Genomic DNA, 15,492 nt, shown 5'->3' on the forward strand with positions numbered 1-15,492 from the left:
GTCACGGTCATGTCGGGCGAAGTGGTGTACGTAAGCCGATCCTCAACCGTGGAGATAGGGCTCCCAGGTCATGGTTTTGTCGGCCCCGCGCGAACGGGGATGGTCCCAGGTGAGCGACGACCAGGCGGGCGTGCTCGCCGTCGACTCCGCACGCGTGACAGGTCCCGCCCGAGGGCGGGGATGCGCCGTGCCGCTCTTGCTGGCCGGCTCCGCCCTGGTCGAATGCGGCCGCTCGCGCCCACGGCGCAGCGCTCGAAACGGGCCGGCAGGGCCGGTTACGGCTACCGCCGCTCCCGCTCCCGCTGCTTTGAGGCCTACGCCCGCACGTGATCTGCGCCTTCGCGTGCTTGTCGATCACTGAGCCGTTTTCATCCCTGTGCGGCGGGCGGGACCCGCCCTCGCCGGACTGCTGCTCCCGCTCTACCTTCCCACCGCCGCCTTCCCCTCCCCCATCCTTCCCGTACGCGTGCCGCGCGCACTCAACCGGGCGAGCTGGCGCATCTCCTCCGCCGTCGAGGCGCCCTATCGGGGCACGGTACGGGAATGGCGGGCCGGGCCGCTCGGTCTGCGCGGCCGGTGCCGGCCGGTGGCCGACCTGGTCAGGGCCGGCGGCGTGCTGCACGCCTGGAGCCCTTATCTGCTCCCTGCCCCCGCCGACTGGCCCGCCGACGCCCAGCCCACCGGGTTCTGGACGCTGCCCACTCCCGGCGGCTGGACGCCGCCCGAACGGCTGGCCCGGTTCCTGGAAGACGGCGACCCGCCCGTGTACGTCGGCTTCGGCAGCTCATACAGCGGCGACGCGGAGAGGCTGACCGCGACGGTGCTGGAGGCCGTCCGGCTGACCGGGCGCCGCGCGGTCCTGGCCACCGGTTGGGGCGCCCTGCGACAGGGCTCGGAGCCGGACGGCGTTCTGATGATCGACGAAGCTCCGCACGATTGGCTGCTGCCCCGTGTGGCCGCCGCGGTGCACCATGGCGGGATCGGCACGGTGGCCGCCGCGCTGCGCGCGGGCGTCCCTCAGGTGATCCGGCCCTTCCTCGGGGACCAGCCGTTCTGGGCCGATCGGCTGCACCGCATCGGCGTCGCGCCGGCTCCCGTCACCGGCCGCCTCACGCCCGGCAAGCTTGCCGCCGCCGTCGAGGCCTCGGCCGTGCTGGCCTCGGCCGCCCGCGCGCTCGCCGCACAGGTCGGGGCCGAGGACGGCGTGACCACCGCTGTCGCCCGCATCGCTCGCGCGAAAGGAGCGCGAGGCCCGGCTCCGCGAACCGACGGTGACACATCACCTTTGCCCTGAGGCGAGGCCGCCGGCCACGAAGTCGATCAGCCGGTCTCCCACCTCGGCCAGGTCGGGCTCGTCGTGAGCGGCTCAGCGGAAGGCGCCCAGAACCCAGGCCACCGCCTCCAGGCCTTGCCCTGGACGTCTCCGACGAGCAGACGCACCCCGTGCGGGGCGGTGACGACCTCGTACAGGTCTCCCCCGATCCAGGTCTCGGCCGCTGCGGAGGTCGGCCGCCCTGCGGGGCACCGGCCGCAGCAGCACGCGCTGGGCGGCCTCAGTGACCAGCCTGACGTTGGCCGGCTCGCGCTCCCGCCGCAGCCGCAGCGGGCATGGCCTGCGGCACGAAGCGTACGAAGGGAATCTGCCGCCCGACCTCGAGGTAATCCTGCACGCTGCCGTCCACTGCGAAGCCCATGATGGCGCAGAGCCGGCGGGCGGCGGCCTGATGGCGTGGCGCGTACCGAGCCATGATCTCACCACCCTCCTCAGCAGGCAGCAGCCGGGCGACGGCGGGGAAGGTTCTGCCGCCCACCTGGAGGACGACCTCCGGTGTCTTCGTGATGTTCCTGTACCAGTCGGCGCGCGGGCCGAAGCCTGAGGCCGCCACGTAGCCGCGCCCGTCGCGCTCCACGACCTCGATGACGGCCTGGCGGGGCTTTCCCGAGACGCGGCCGACATGGATGAGCAGCATCACCCTGCTCCCCAGCAGCCGACCCAGCCCCAGCCGGTACAGGTGAATGGGCAGCCGCCACAACGTGCGCCGCAGCCCCGACGGCGGATCAGGCCTCTTCACGATGTCCATGCTGTTCCTTCCTGACTGTTTCCGATTGAGGGCTCAGCAGGTCCTCGACGGCCGCCATCGCCTCGCCGGTGTCCAGGCCGGGGTCGAGCATGCGGTGGAGCATCAGTCCGTCGATCAACGCGGCGACCAGGGTGGCCGCGCCGGAGCGACGCCCCGTCGACCAGTCCGGATGCAGCTCACCGAGCCGCCGCCCGAGCCGCTCACGCGCCCGCCGCAGCTCGTCCCGCAGCACCTCGCCGAGCGCGGGGTCGCGCATCGCCCCCGCGATGAGCTCGACGCCCATCCGGATCATCCGTTCGTCACCGGCGGTCTCGGAGGTGAGCCGTTGGACGACCGTGAGCGCCTGCCGGTCGTCCTCGGCGGCGAGCAACTCGTCCAGGAGCGGGCCGATGATCAGTTCACCGGCCCTGCGGGCGATCGCCGTCCGCAATCCCGGCAGGCCCCCGAAGTGGTAATGAATCAGGCCCGGTTTGGTCATGGCCCGCTCGGCCACGGCGCGCGTGGTGACGGCCGGCCAGCCTCCTTCGCACAGGAGCGCGACACCAGCGTCGACAAGCTGCTCCCGGCGGCGGTCCCCGCGGGCGGAACTTGGTCGTTCGACCAACTTGGCCATGTGGCCAAGATACCACTCACCTCTCGGCCATTCACCCCCCGTCCCCCTTTGGTGGACAGGCGCCCGACCTCCATCAGCGCCCCGACCTCCCGGTCAGCGTCCCCAGGACAGAGCGAGCGATGATGGAGTGAGAGCAGTGAGGAGGTCTCTCCATGGCGAACCTTCCTGCACCCTTCGTCCTGGTGGGAGTGGACGGCTCGGACACCAGCAAGGATGCTCTGCGCTGGGCGGCACGCCAGGCCGAACTGACCAGAGCCGAACTCCACGTCATCCACGCCTGGCGCCTTCCAACCAGCTATGGCTACTCCGTGGACTTCGCCGGTGCGGCGCGCAAACTCCTGGAGCAGGTGGCGGACGAGGTCCTGGGCGATTCCATGTCCGTACCGGTCACCCTCCAGGTGTTCGAAGGCCATCCCGCCACGGTGCTGATCGACGCCGCGCGTGACGCCTCTCTGCTCGTCGTGGGCAACCGGGGGCACGGGCCGGTCATCGGCACGCTGCTGGGATCGGTGGCCCTGCACTGCGTGCACCACGCACCGTGTCCGGTCGTCGTGTTCCGGCACCCGCCCGACGCAGTCAGCCCCACTGGAAGCGAACGGTAGGAACGGCGCACGCAGGGTATTCAAGGCATGCCGCGGCGTCAGACAGGAAACGGGGATCGGGGTGCTTCTCGAGTCAGGGAGTGAACTCCTCCGTCTCGCCGGCCGCGACATCGCTACCGTTCAACCGCCAAAACGGTCATGTGTGGCGTGGCGAACACCGGCCAGGTGATCAAAGCGGAGTCTGCGGACGATCGTCCAAGGAACGGGATAGACGATGGGGCCATCCGATCTTCGGGGCAGGCTGGCTGTCCTGGGAGACATGCTGCGCACCCAGCTCTGGCTGCTGCCCTCCCTCGGCGTGGGTCTTGCTCTGGGTCTTGGAGTGGGACTACCCCGACTGGATGCGAGGCTGGGACCCGACGTCCCCTCGTGGGCGGCGCCCTACCTGTTCGGCGGGGGTGCCGGCGCGGCCCGGGCAGTGCTGGGCGCGATCGCCGGCTCTCTCATCACGGTGACGTCGCTGACCTTCTCCATGACGGTGGTGGCCCTGCAACTCGCGAGCAGTCAGTTTTCGCCGCGCCTCCTACGCACGTTCACCCGGGACCGGGTCGTCCAGTCCACCCTGGCGCTGTTCCTGGCCACCTTCACCTATGCCCTCACCGTGTTGCGCACGATCCGATCTCCCGGCGAGTCAAGAGACATCTTCGTGCCCCAGATAGCGGTGACCACGGGATTCGTCCTGGCTCTGGTCAGCGTTCTCGCCCTCGTGCTGTTTCTCGCGCACCTGGCCCGGGAGTTGCGGGCGGAAACGACGTTGCTCAGGGTGCACGCCGAGGCGAACGAGACCATCCGCCGGGTCCTTCCGCCGCGGAGTTCCACGTCGCTGGATGTGACACCCGTGTCGCCGCCTCCTGACACGTTGCCCCTGCGCGCTGGGGCCTCCGGTTTCGTGCTGAGGATGGATGCGAGCTCACTGCTGTCCGCGGCGGTGGAGGCCGACGCCGTCCTGCTCATCGACTGCTGTCCGGGCAGTCTGCTGGTCGCAGGGACCCCGCTGGGAGCCGGCTGGCCGCGTGCCGCGGGATCGTTCGACACCGATGTCGAACTCCGGCTCACCCGGCAGGTCGCCAGGGCGATAAGCACGGGGCCCGAACGCACCGCGGCTCAAGACGTGACGTACGGGCTGCGGCAGCTCATCGACGTGGCCGTCAAGGCGCTGTCGCCGGGGATCAACGATCCCACCACGGCCGTCCACGCCCTGGGCCATGTGTCGATCGTCCTGTGCGAGCTGGCAGGCCGTCAGCTCGGGCCACGGCCGCTGCGTGACGAGCGGGGCGACGTACGGGTCATGCTGTATCAGCCGAACATCGCCGACTTGCTCACGATGACGCTGGTGCAACCCCTCCACTACGGCGCTCACGACTCCACCGTCCTGGCCCAGATGTTCTCCCTGCTGCGTGACCTCGCCTGGCACGTTTCCGCCGACCAGCGCCCGGCAATCACCCATCAGCTGGAGGTCCTGCGTGCCCAAGCCGCCGGGCAACGATTCGGATCGAGGGAGATGGCGCGTTTCGACATGCTGTCCAATCAGGTCGAACAGGCACTGACCGGCCGCTGGGCACCCGCGTGGATTCCGTCGTGAACATGCTCCTCCCTGAAGCGCCGCGACGGTGGCGGGGCGGCGATCGATCGATCTCGCCTACCGGCTCCGTGACTCTCCGGCCAGGCTGAGGATGTCCTCCGGGAGGCCTCGTGCGGCGGATCCGGCGCGCGGGCCGTCGGCGGCGGCCGCCATCCTGGTGTGGGTGGCGGCCAGGCGTATGGCGTCGGCGAGCGCGTCCGAGGTCAGACGGCGCTGCGGCTGGGACGGCATGGCGGCGCCGGCCAGGAGCACTGCGGCGATGCCGCAGCACTCCTCCTGCCGCAGCCCTCGACACCACGAGCATGCAGGCCAAGGCATCGGCGCCGATGCCCATCCTGGCAGCTCAGGCCGCAGTTCGGTGGTCACGTCCGCCGCCTGGCGCGCGACTACGAGACCCTGCCGGCAGAACCCCAGGATCAAACACCCACTTACAGCACGCCTCCTGCCAGACACCCCGCTCCTCCGACAAGCGGCCCCGGCGGTCCGCCCAAGGCAAGCGATGGCCGCCCCGGGACAAGCAGGCCGCCGGGTATTGCTTCAAGAGCCCCCGCAAGGCGCTCGGTCCGAGGAGCGCCGGGCGTCCCCGATGGCGCGGGCTGCGTTGATCAGGCCGATGTGGCTGAGGGCCTGAGGGTAGTTGCCGATCGCCTCTCCTGTGGTGGGGTCCGCCTCTTCGCTGAGCAGGCCGACATCATTGGCGCAGGAGGCGGCGGTCTCGAACGCCCGCCTGGCCGCGGCGTCCTGACCGATGAGGGCCAGCGCGTGGGCGAGCCAGAAGGTGCACAGCAGGAACGGGCCCTCCTGGCCCGCCAGCCCGTCGGCGGAACGGTAGCGGTACACCAGCCCTCTCGCGTCGGTCAGCCGGGTGGCGACAGCCTGCACGGTGGAGCGGATTCTCGGGTCGTCCGGCGGCAGGAATCCGACCAGAGGCATCATCAGGGTGGCGGCGTCGACATGGGTGCCACCGAACGTCTGGGTGAAGGCACCCGCCTGCTCGTTCCATCCGTGGGTCAGGATCGCGGCGTGGATCTCGTCCCGGACGCGCGTCCAGTCGGCGACCCGGGAGGCGGCCCCCAGCACGGGGGCCAAGGTGATCGCTCTGTTGAGTCCCACCCAGCACATCAGCTTGGAGTGCGTGAAGTGCCGGCTGGGGCCACGGACCTCCCACAGACTCTGATCCGGCTCCTGCCAGCGGCGCGCGGCGGTCTCGGCCACTCCGATCAGCAGCGAGCGCGTGAGGGGGTCGAACGGGCCGATGTCCCGGTAGGTCTGGTGGGCGGCATCGAGCAGTTCGCCGTACACATCGAGTTGGCGCTGGCGCCAGGCGTCGTTGCCGACCCGTACGGGGGCGCTGTCCCGCCATCCCCGCAGATGCGACAGCTGCCGTTCGCTCAGGTCGCGCTCGCCGCCGATGCCGTACATGATCTGCAGGTCCGGGTCCGCGTCGACCTGGGTCGCGCAGGCGCGGGACAGGAAGGTGAAGAAGGCGGTTTCTTCCTCCTCGCAGGTGGCCGTGTTCAGGGCGTGCAGGGTGAAGCTGGCATCGCGGACCCAGGTGTAGCGGTAGTCCCAGTTGCGCTCCCCGCCGATGCTCTCCGGCAGGGAGGTCGTGGCCGCGGCCACGATGGCCCCCGTCGGGGCGTAGGTCATCGCGCGCAGAACCCGGCCGCTGTGGTTGACCTGCCGGCGCCAGGGGCCCTCGTAGTCGCCGTGCCCGCGTGACCAGGAGCGCCATCCCGCGACGGTGTCGCGGATCCGGCGCGCGACGGCCCGGGAGGTACGGCGCGGCGGGTCGGGCGCCCAGGCCCGGCCGGTCTGCAGGGCCAGGCCCACGTTCTGTCCCGCGCGCAGGGTGAGAGCGGCGTCCGCGACCGAGCCGCTGGTACGGAACTCCACCGGACTGGACAGGGTGAGCACGTCGGAGCCCCCACGGGCGATCAGGCCGCCGCGGACCGGTTGCATCAGCGGGCGGACGAGCCCGAACTCGGGCCGGGGCGCGTACACGATCTCCACCGGCACTCGCCCTTCGGTGCAGGCGAGCCGACGGAGGAGCAGGCCAGGGGAAGACGTGCCCAGCGCGTGGGCGCGTTCGCCACGACCCAGCGCGAGCGCGTCCAAGAGCACCAAGGTGCCGTCGCGCGTCCGGAACGTGGTCTCCAGCACAAGGGTGTCCTCGACGTACCGACGGGTCACCTCGGCCGGACATGTCGGCCGGATCGTCCAGAATCCGGCCTCTTCGTCCAGCAGCCGGGCGAAGAGCGCCGGACTGTCGAAACGCGGCAGGCACAGCCAGTCGACAGAACCGTCGGACGTGACCAGCGCGGCGGACCGGCAGTCCGACAGCATCGCGTAGTCGCCGATCGGCCGGGCACTCAATGTCCGGCCCGCCCCACGTCCAGGCGTCGCAGCACGTGGAGCAGTGCCGAGACGGCGAAGAGCACCAGGGTGACCAGGATCCATCGGTGGAGGTAAGGGAGGGTACTCAAACCGACCGCCGCCCTGTAGTTGGGCTCGGCGCCGCGCAGGATGAGTGGGGACCACACCACCAGCAGCAGGAGGGAGAACGCGGCCGGCACGCGCAGGTAGTTGACCGGAGCCGGCCGCCGCCCCGCCGGCCGGGGCCTGCGCCGAGCAGTCGTACGACGGCGGCGGGTACGGGCAGCGGCAGACCGTGCGGCGAGGTCAGCGGCGGAGTAGAGAGGGAACAGCACCAGATCGTGGAGGACGACGGCCCCCACGAGCCACACCAGAAAGCCCCGCCAGATCCCCACCTCGACCACCCGGGTGGCGGCGTAGCCGGCGACCAGGAAACAGAGGGCGAGGACGAGCAGGTGCCACGGCGGAGCGCCGTAGGTCCTGGCCCACCGGCTGTGGCCGTTCACGATCGCTCCTGGATGAAGTCGAGCTCGCGCACCCACTTCGTGTTGTGCACGCCGGGGGCGTTGGGGACGATGACCCGCGCCGGATAGCCGTGGTCGAGAGACAGGTCGGCGCCGTTGACCCGCAGCGCCAGCAGCGAGCGCGGGTCGGCGACCTGCGCGCCGCTGAGCGAGGCCCGACCGAAATAGCCCCCGCGTTGCAGAGAACTGGTGGTGACACCTGTCGAGCCGGCCCGGATCCCGGCGAGGCGGGCGAGGTCGGCCAGCCGTACACCGGTCCAGGTCTGGACGGTCGACCAGCCTTCCACACAGGCGATCGGCAAGGCGTAGGTGTACAGCGGCATCGCCAGCAGGTCTTCACGGAAGAGGTGCACCCGCTGTGGTCCGACGAGTGCCAGCCGCCAGGACGCGCCGGTCTGAGCTGCTGTCACGCCGAGGCTCGCCGCCGTCTTGTTGACCTGGAAATCGTTGGGGCCAGGACCGTAGAGGCGCCCATGAGGAGCGAGCAGCGCGGTACGGCGCAGCGGCCCGTCGATGCACTGGCCGACGGACAGGCCGAACATGATCAGCGAACCGCCGCCGGCGAAGGCCAGCAGGCCGCGTCTGGACATCGTGGGGGGCGCCGGGTCGACGGCGACCAGGCCATCGGGGTCCGGCGGCTCCGGGCGGGTGTCCGCCACAGAGCTGCGCAGGTGGTCGCGCAGGCCGTACGTCCGCAGGGTGTGGATGACGCGGGGCAGCTTGATGACGACGTGGACGACGAAGGCGGCCAGGAAGATCCATGCGCCGTAGAAGTGGGCCGGGTAGAAGGAGAACGGGAAGACGTAGAAGAGCTGGATGTTGAGGATTCCGGTCACGAACTGGAAGACCGCGCCGCCGACCAGGAGCAGCAGGCTGGCCCGTTCGACGGCCTCCGCGACGGAGCGGGCGGGCGGCCAGGAGAACAGCTTGGGGATCACCGACCACAGCTTGGCCAGCAGGATCGGCACCAGGGTCAACCCGCCGACGACGTGCACGCCCTGGGTGACCCGGTACAACCAGACGGGGTCCGTGGGCCAGTCGAACAGATAGAAGCCCAGCAGTCCCCTGCCGGGGGTCGTGTCGTTGCCCGGCAGCCGGGGCTCGTACGCGGCGTACGACACCAGCCCGGTGATCGCGACGAGGGTGATCCCGGCCAGCAGGACCAGTCCGAGCACCGAGGTCAGCCAGGGGCCGCGGAGCGGACTGCGCCAGAACTCCGGCCGGAACGGCCCGGGCGGCCCGCTCCACCCCTTGAGGCGCGCGGCCAGGCGGCCCTTCTTGCCGGCTTTCGCGCCGCGCCACACATCCGGCACCGATCCCCCCGAAATCCCACGTCGACTGTCCGGTCTCCTTACCGGAAGCGGTCTTTCCAATGCCACGCCCTCGCACCCATTCGGCAATATCAGGCCGTCCGCCGTGCTGCCGGTGAGGGACGGACCACGCGTACGACCACCCCTGCGGCCACCGCCAGCGCGGCAAGGACGTAGGCGACGGTCCCCGAGCCGGTGCCCAGGTACGCCGCGCCGCTCGCCAGCGGGACGCCGAGCCACTCCCACCGGCCGTCGAGGGCGACCAGCGCGACGACCAGCACCGCGTACCAGGAATAGCCGGGTGTGAACACGAGGAACCCCACCCCGGTCACCACCAGCGCGCCCTGCCACGGCCGGTCCGCGTCACCGTGGCGGAGGACGTGGAAGATCGCGATCCCGACGATGACCAGGGCCGCGGGCAACGCCCACGAGTCGGGAAGGACCAGTCGCAGCAACGCATACCGGTCCCTGCTGCCGGCGTCGTCGTAACCCTCCTCGGTCAGGTACCCGAAGAGGTATCCGAGTACCGAGCCGCGCGAGGCGAGCGCGTACGGCAGATAGGCGAGCGCCACGACGAGGGCGGCGGGGCCGAGGACGGCCAGAGTGTCGAGCATCCGGCGCGCCGGCGTCCTTCCGTCTGCCGCGAGGACCCCGGAGAGCGCTCCGGGGACGGTGACGGCGGGCAGCAACTTGGCCGCGGCCGCCGCGCCGAGCAGCGTGCCGCCGAGGACCCTGTGCCTGTTCACCGTGGTCAGCGCGATGACGGTGAGCAGGACGCCGAGCCCGTCGACGTGGGCGTTGTTCACCAGTTCGAGCGGGACGGCGGGACACCACGCGTAGCAGGCGGTGTACGCCGGAGCGTTACCCCGGGTGCCGGCCCGCCGGCCGAGCGCGATCAGCAACACGGCTGAGGTCGCGAGCGCCAGGAGCGCACCGCCGACCTGCAACGGCTTGTGCCGTGCCCCTTCGGGAGAGAGCCCGTGCACCAGCAGGAAGTACGCCTCCGCCAGCGGCGGATAGATCGTGTGCACGCCGGGACGGTTGATCCGCGTGCACGACGCGACCGTGTCTCCGGAGGGGATCGGGTAACGATCGGGCCCCTCGCAGCCATCGCCGCTGGGGAAGAGCCAGCGGTCACGCAGCCGCGCCAGCGCCGCCTCGGCCGGTGTGTGATCGTAGGGGGAGACGCCCGCGGCCTGCACCCGTCCGTCCCAGACGTAGCGGTAGGAGTCGGTGCTGGTGGCGGGCGGCGAGAGGAGGCCGGTGGCGGTCACGGCGATCCCACCGGCGATCAGCAGGCACGTCGCCTGGCGTGTCGGCAGCCCGCGCACAGCCCATACGGCCGCGTAGAAGAACGCCCACGCGAGCGCGTACGGCCAGAACAGGCCGCGGCGGTCCGCCGGAACGGCGTCCTGGCCGATCGCCCACGCGAGCGTCCCGGCCAGGGCGACCAGCAGGACGGCCGTTCCCGCCGTGCGGCGGATCACGCCGGGCAGGCCAGGGGTGCGGTGGCGAACTCCTTCATTCCCTCGTCGAACCCGATCCGGGCGTGGAAGCCGAGCTCCGCGCCCGCCTTGTGCGGAGCTGCCACGATGTGCCGGACGTCACCCAACCGGTACTCCCCCGTCGTCACCGGCTCCGGCCCGCCACGCTGACCGGCCAGTGCCGCCGCCAGGTCGCCGATACTGCGCGGCTCCCCGCTGGCGATGTTGAACGCGTCCAGCAGGCCGGGCCGGCCGCCGGAGAGCGCGGCGACGTTCGCGCGGGCGACATCGCGGACGTGGACGAAATCCCGCAGTTGCCCGCCGTCCTCGAACACCCTGGGTGCTCGACCGGCCTCCAACGCGGATCTGAAGATCGCCGCCACCCCGGAGTACGGCGTGTCCCGTGGCATCCGCGGCCCGTACACGTTGTGGTATCGCAACGCGACGGCCGTGCCGCCGGTCTCGCGCGCCCAGTTGGCGGCCAGATGCTCCTGCGCCAGTTTGCTGGTGGCGTACGCGTTGCGGGGATCCGTCGGCGCGTTCTCATCGATGGTGGCGTGGACCACCTCCGAGTCGCACCGGGGGCAACGAGGTTCGAAGTGCCCGCGTGCCAGAGCGGCGGCGGAACGCGGCGCGGGCCGTACCCGGCCGTGACCTGGGCAGTCGTAGGCACCCTCGCCGTAGACCACCATCGAGGAGGCCAGTACCAGCCGCCCGATCTCGTGCCGGGCCATCGCGGCGAGCAGCACGGCCGTGCCGTACACGTTGACCGAGGCGTAGTCCGGCAGGTCGGCCACGTTCACGCCGAGCCCGACCTTGGCCGCCTGGTGCACGACGACGTCGGCCCCTGTCATCGACCGGTCGAGCGCGGCGCCGTCGCGCACGTCGTCGCCGGTCCTGAGGTCGAGACGGATCACCTCGTGCCCGGCCGCTTCCAGCGCCTCCGCCACATGGCTTCCGATGAACCCGGCCGCGCCGGTGACCAGCACCTTCGCCTCGCGAGAAGGGGTCATCACGACACCGCCGTCCCGGCGAGCGCGGCGGCGAAGCGGGAGTGGGGAGCCAGCGCCGCCACCTCGATCGCGTCCGCCATGGTGTCCACGTCGGTCAGGCAGGGCAGGCAGGCGACGCTCATCCCTGCCTCGGTCAGTCTGTTCAACTGGATCTCTCCCGTGATCGGCTCGGACATCGGCACACCGAGCAGCAGATCGGGGTCGGGGGCGCGCAGCCCGAGCAGCCAGAACCCGCCGTCCGTCGCGGGGCCGAACACCGCGTCGTGGGCGTCGAGCAACGACACGGCGTCGGCCAGCAGGCCGGCGGTCACCTGCGGGGTATCCATGCCGATGAGCACGATCGGGGTGGGCGAGAGCCGGTGGGCGTCGTCGAACGCGGCGGCGAGTCGTTCGTCCAGGCCGTCGCCGCGCTGCGGGACGACCGTGAACCCAGTGGGCAGCCACGCCCCGGGAGACCCGTCGAGAGCGATCACGCGGCGGGCCACCGGAACCCGGGCGACCGTCCGCAGCGTATCCTCCAGGGCGGCGCCGGCCAGTGCCGCGGCCTCGCGCGGCGTGCAGGGCGGGGTCAGGCGGGTCTTCACTCTCCCTGGTACGGGCTCCTTGGCGATCACCAGGAGTTGCGCGCCGTCGGCATGGTGCGAACTCACGTCATACCGCCCTGTCTGCCATGACCCGGCGCATGTCACCGATCGTCCGTAGCGTGCCGCGCACCGTACCGGTCACCTTCGACCTCCCCGTACGGGCCAGATAGTCCACCTCGACCTCGGCGATCCGCCAGCCGGCCGCACCGGCGCGCAGCACCATCTCCAGGGGGTAGCCGAACCGCCGGTCCACCAGTTCCAGGGCCGACAGGGCGGCACGTCCGCACGCCCGCATCGGCCCCAGGTCGTGCAGGTCTGCGCCGGTACGGCGGCGCAGCTCGCGAGCCAGCACGGCGTTGCCGAGCCGGGCGTGCACCGGCCAGGAGGCGCCCGGTCCAAGGACGCGGCGACCGAGGACAAGATCGGCCTCACCCGCCCGGACCGGGCCGGCGACGCGCGGCAACTGCCCAGGATCGAGGGACGCATCGGCGTCCATGAAGCACACCACGTCCGCCGTCGCGGCCGTCAGCCCCGCGTGGCACGCGGCACCGAATCCGGGCCGGGGCTCAGCCACCACCATCGCGCCGAACTCCGTCGCGACTCTCGCGGATCCGTCGGTCGAACCGTTGTCGACCACGATCGGGCGGAAGCCGGACGGCATCCGCCCGAGCACCCAGGGCAGGGCCGCCTCCTCATTCAGACAGGGCAGAACCACGTCGATCTCCATGGGCCGACGCTAACGCGGCGACAGCGCCGTTCTTCTTACGAAAGGATGACGTCGTTCCGAGAAATGACCGGCTCGGGTCCGCGGAAACACAGTTTCATGGTCGGCCTCGCGGTTTGGGCCGCTGGGCCCCGTGCCCTGGCAGGACATACGACGTGTCCTAATCGGTCATATGTTGGCTTTCCACTGAGGGCATGTTGGACGCACTTTTGCCCGACGGTCGTGGCCTCGTGCCGTAACAGCCTCGTAAGGATCGGCTCCGACCCGTCGGGGTAGTGTCTGCAGCGTGATCATCGGTAGCCGTGCGAACGTCGTCCTCCACTGGGGAAAAGCCGCGTGATCGGCGCTTTCTATGAAGACTGTCTCAAAGGCGGAGACGTAGAAATCGAATATTCCGACGGCCTGATACGACCGCTCTCCGCCGAGCGCTGGCTCCGGTACAACGAGGGCGACGAGCACATTCTGGCCCGATGCGGCGGCCCCACGCTCGATGTCGGTTCGGGACCCGGAAGACTGACCGTTGCGCTCACCCGGATGGGGATTCCCGCCATGGGCATCGACATCGCGCCGTTGGCCGTGGAGCTGACCCGCCGCGCCGGCGGTCTGGCGCTGCGCACGTGCGTCTTCGAGCCCCTTCCAGGAACCGGGCGGTGGGCCGAGGCGCTCCTGGCCGACGGCAACATCGGCATCGGCGGCGACCCGGCAGCCCTCCTCCGGCGCATGCGCGAGCTGGTCAGGCCAGGAGGCACAGTGATCGCCGAGCTCTCACCACCGAGGTCACCGAGCAAGGTCCAGACCGTACGGCTGCGCCAGGCCGGGCGTACGGGCGACTGGTTCACCTGGGCGACCGTCTCGATCGACGATATCGCCGCCCTTGCCGGGCGATCCGGGTTCCCCACCGTCGAACGCTGGAACGCGGCGGGGCGATGGTTCGCATCCCTCTCATGACCCGTCCGGCCGCGCGGCCCCGCGCCCAGCCGACGACGGGGTGCCCAAAGGTGACCGCCAGCCTACTGCGCGCGGAGAAGGCGGCCCAGCGCACGAGAGAGAGCCAGGCCCGCATCGGCGACGCTCATCGAGGGGCGGCCGGCCGGGACTGAACCGGTCCGGGGGCGGTCTTACGAACGCTGATCCAGCTCGCGCCGTCCCTGGGGTTGCGCCTGCTGCTGCGTGACCTGGGCGGCGGCTACGGCTTCACGGCCTCGACGAAGCGCTCGAGATCCGACACCGTCAGCTCCCGCCCGGCCAGCTCCCCGGCCGGCGCCAGGTAGCGGTGCCGGTATTCGGCGCTGCCGACCTGCTCCCGCTCGATCCAGCCATAGCGTCCCAGCAGAGCGCCCACCTCGTCCGGAGCCAGGCCGAACCGCCACACCCGCCGCTTCGTCACGAACTCCTCATGCAGCGCCGCCGCCCCGTGGCCGCCGCTGTGCAGGAAGTCGGCCAGCACGTAGGTGAACAGCAGACGGCTTCCCGGGGCCGCCCGGGACAGAAACGCCAAGGCGGCGTGCACGGCCTCCTCGCTCAGGTACTGCGTGACCGCCTCCCACACGAACACCGCCGGCCGGTCGGCCTCGAAGCCGTGCACGGCCAGCGCCGTGGCCAGTATGTCGGCCAGCTCGGCGGTCTCGAAGTCGACCTCGATGAGCCGCACCCGTTCCGGCACGCCGCCGGGCAGCGCCCGCAGCCCCTGCCGCTTGCCGGCCACGTTCACCGGCAGGTCCAGCTCATAGGCCCGCCCGCCCGGCGGCGTCAGCCGGCAGGCCCGGGTGTCCAACCCGGCCCCGAGCACCACCAACTGCTCGATCCCGGCGCCGAAGGCTTCGGCGACCTTGTCATCGGCGTACCGCTTGCGGCACAGCACGCCGCCCCACACCCCCGGCGCGCGCCGGTCGGACGCGCCGGCCATCCACGCGCGCACGGCCTTCCACCGGCACGCCCGCACGGCAGCGCGCGCGGCCACCGGCAGGAGCCCGGCCGCCAGCCCGTCCTCGACCAGCCGCCGGCCGGGCGGCTCGTACTGCTCGACGGCGGCGATCACCATGGGGCCGAGCGCCGTCTGCGCCGCTGCGGGCCGTCGTGTCATGCGTCATCCCTCCGAAATCCCTCTGAACGGTCCGGTTGCGAGGGTGGCGGCGGGGCGTCGTCGAACACCTTGGCCATCCACTCGAACATGGCGTGCGCCTGCCGCACCCGGGCGGACCGCTCCTCCGGGCCCTCCTCCTGGCCGGCCAGCGCCAGTCCGTCCCGGGTGATGTCCAGGAACGCGGCGATCGAGGCGATCTGCCGTTGCACCACGATCGACCAGGCGTCCTCGGCCATCCGGTAGTAGACGGTCCGCTCACCCGGCCGGGTTCGCCAGGCGAGGAATCCCATGCTGGTCAGCAGCCGCAGGTTGGAGGTCAGGGAGGCGCGGCTGGCGCCGATGGCCTCGCTGATCTGCCCCGCTGACTGCTCGGCCGGATCGCAGATCATCAGCCAGCCCAGCACTCGGCCGGCGATCGGAGGCACGCCGTCACGCGCGAGATACATGGCGATCCGTTCCGCCCACTCCACCTGCTGATCCCGTCGGCTGGTCATCCAGCCTCCCCTCTTGCAGCTA

Annotated in this window: 16 protein-coding genes; 4 read left to right on the top strand and 12 right to left on the bottom strand. The window is 71.2% G+C overall.

Annotation, left to right across the window (positions count from 1 at the left end; genetic code table 11):
* Window positions 1-376: 376 nt before the first annotated feature.
* Window positions 377-1,294, top strand: a complete 918-nt coding sequence (locus tag ACIBF7_RS15190) for a glycosyltransferase (protein ID WP_397197346.1) — start codon at window positions 377-379, stop codon at window positions 1,292-1,294.
* 259 nt (window positions 1,295-1,553) lie between these two features.
* Here the strand turns inward: ACIBF7_RS15190 and ACIBF7_RS15195 are convergent, their stop codons facing one another.
* Complete coding sequence (locus ACIBF7_RS15195) at window positions 1,554-2,081, bottom strand: nitroreductase family deazaflavin-dependent oxidoreductase (protein ID WP_397197347.1); 528 nt, start codon at window positions 2,079-2,081, stop codon at window positions 1,554-1,556.
* Entirely contained in the window at window positions 2,059-2,694 is a 636-nt protein-coding gene (locus tag ACIBF7_RS15200) for a TetR/AcrR family transcriptional regulator (protein ID WP_397197348.1), read from the bottom strand. Before ACIBF7_RS15200 ends, ACIBF7_RS15195 begins: the two co-directional genes overlap by 23 nt.
* Window positions 2,695-2,846: 152 nt before the next feature.
* On the opposite strand from ACIBF7_RS15200, the gene ACIBF7_RS15205 reads away from it, so the two are divergent.
* Both ACIBF7_RS15205 and ACIBF7_RS15210 read left to right on the top strand, forming a co-directional pair.
* Window positions 2,847-3,296, top strand: a complete 450-nt coding sequence (locus ACIBF7_RS15205; RefSeq protein WP_397197349.1) for a universal stress protein — start codon at window positions 2,847-2,849, stop codon at window positions 3,294-3,296.
* A 259-nt stretch (window positions 3,297-3,555) separates the two neighbouring features.
* The gene (locus tag ACIBF7_RS15210) at window positions 3,556-4,878 is read left to right on the top strand and encodes a DUF2254 domain-containing protein (RefSeq protein WP_397197350.1); all 1,323 of its coding nucleotides are present in this window, start codon (window positions 3,556-3,558) and stop codon (window positions 4,876-4,878) included.
* A gap of 57 nt (window positions 4,879-4,935) precedes the next feature.
* On the opposite strand, the gene ACIBF7_RS15215 is transcribed toward ACIBF7_RS15210, so the two are convergent.
* The 8 genes from ACIBF7_RS15215 to ACIBF7_RS15250 form a co-directional block, all read right to left on the bottom strand.
* Window positions 4,936-5,196, bottom strand: coding sequence for a hypothetical protein (locus ACIBF7_RS15215; protein WP_397197351.1), 261 nt, complete (start codon window positions 5,194-5,196; stop codon window positions 4,936-4,938).
* 219 nt (window positions 5,197-5,415) lie between these two features.
* A complete protein-coding gene (locus ACIBF7_RS15220) occupies window positions 5,416-7,254 on the bottom strand; it encodes a glycoside hydrolase family 15 protein (RefSeq protein ID WP_397197352.1) in 1,839 nt (612 codons plus the stop codon).
* Window positions 7,251-7,760, bottom strand: a complete 510-nt coding sequence (locus ACIBF7_RS15225; protein ID WP_397197353.1) for a hypothetical protein — start codon at window positions 7,758-7,760, stop codon at window positions 7,251-7,253. Before ACIBF7_RS15225 ends, ACIBF7_RS15220 begins: the two co-directional genes overlap by 4 nt.
* The gene (locus ACIBF7_RS15230) at window positions 7,757-9,091 is read right to left on the bottom strand and encodes a molybdopterin-dependent oxidoreductase (RefSeq protein ID WP_261808471.1); all 1,335 of its coding nucleotides are present in this window, start codon (window positions 9,089-9,091) and stop codon (window positions 7,757-7,759) included. The genes ACIBF7_RS15225 and ACIBF7_RS15230 overlap by 4 nt, the downstream gene beginning before the upstream one ends.
* 89 nt (window positions 9,092-9,180) lie before the next feature.
* Window positions 9,181-10,575, bottom strand: coding sequence for a glycosyltransferase 87 family protein (locus tag ACIBF7_RS15235; protein ID WP_397197354.1), 1,395 nt, complete (start codon window positions 10,573-10,575; stop codon window positions 9,181-9,183).
* Entirely contained in the window at window positions 10,572-11,585 is a 1,014-nt protein-coding gene (locus ACIBF7_RS15240) for an NAD-dependent epimerase/dehydratase family protein (RefSeq protein ID WP_148030824.1), read from the bottom strand. Before ACIBF7_RS15240 ends, ACIBF7_RS15235 begins: the two co-directional genes overlap by 4 nt.
* Window positions 11,585-12,235 (bottom strand): TIGR04282 family arsenosugar biosynthesis glycosyltransferase, encoded by a 651-nt coding sequence (locus tag ACIBF7_RS15245; RefSeq protein WP_397197355.1) that lies wholly within the window; start codon window positions 12,233-12,235, stop codon window positions 11,585-11,587. The genes ACIBF7_RS15240 and ACIBF7_RS15245 overlap by 1 nt, the downstream gene beginning before the upstream one ends.
* A 1-nt stretch (window position 12,236) precedes the next feature.
* On the bottom strand, window positions 12,237-12,896 hold the full coding sequence (locus tag ACIBF7_RS15250; protein ID WP_364235718.1) for a glycosyltransferase family 2 protein: 660 nt from the start codon (window positions 12,894-12,896) through the stop codon (window positions 12,237-12,239).
* A gap of 333 nt (window positions 12,897-13,229) precedes the next feature.
* Between ACIBF7_RS15250 and ACIBF7_RS15255 the strand changes: the two genes are divergently transcribed.
* The gene (locus tag ACIBF7_RS15255; RefSeq protein ID WP_397197356.1) at window positions 13,230-13,841 is read left to right on the top strand and encodes a methyltransferase domain-containing protein; all 612 of its coding nucleotides are present in this window, start codon (window positions 13,230-13,232) and stop codon (window positions 13,839-13,841) included.
* 238 nt (window positions 13,842-14,079) lie between these two features.
* On the opposite strand, the gene ACIBF7_RS15260 is transcribed toward ACIBF7_RS15255, so the two are convergent.
* Both ACIBF7_RS15260 and ACIBF7_RS15265 read right to left on the bottom strand, forming a co-directional pair.
* Window positions 14,080-14,976, bottom strand: a complete 897-nt coding sequence (locus ACIBF7_RS15260) for an SAM-dependent methyltransferase (protein WP_397197357.1) — start codon at window positions 14,974-14,976, stop codon at window positions 14,080-14,082.
* Complete coding sequence (locus ACIBF7_RS15265) at window positions 14,973-15,470, bottom strand: GbsR/MarR family transcriptional regulator (RefSeq protein WP_397197358.1); 498 nt, start codon at window positions 15,468-15,470, stop codon at window positions 14,973-14,975. The genes ACIBF7_RS15260 and ACIBF7_RS15265 overlap by 4 nt, the downstream gene beginning before the upstream one ends.
* Window positions 15,471-15,492: the final 22 nt, after the last annotated feature.

This window comes from Nonomuraea sp. NPDC050478 (genome assembly GCF_044458265.1).
Lineage (GTDB): Bacteria > Actinomycetota > Actinomycetes > Streptosporangiales > Streptosporangiaceae > Nonomuraea > Nonomuraea ferruginea.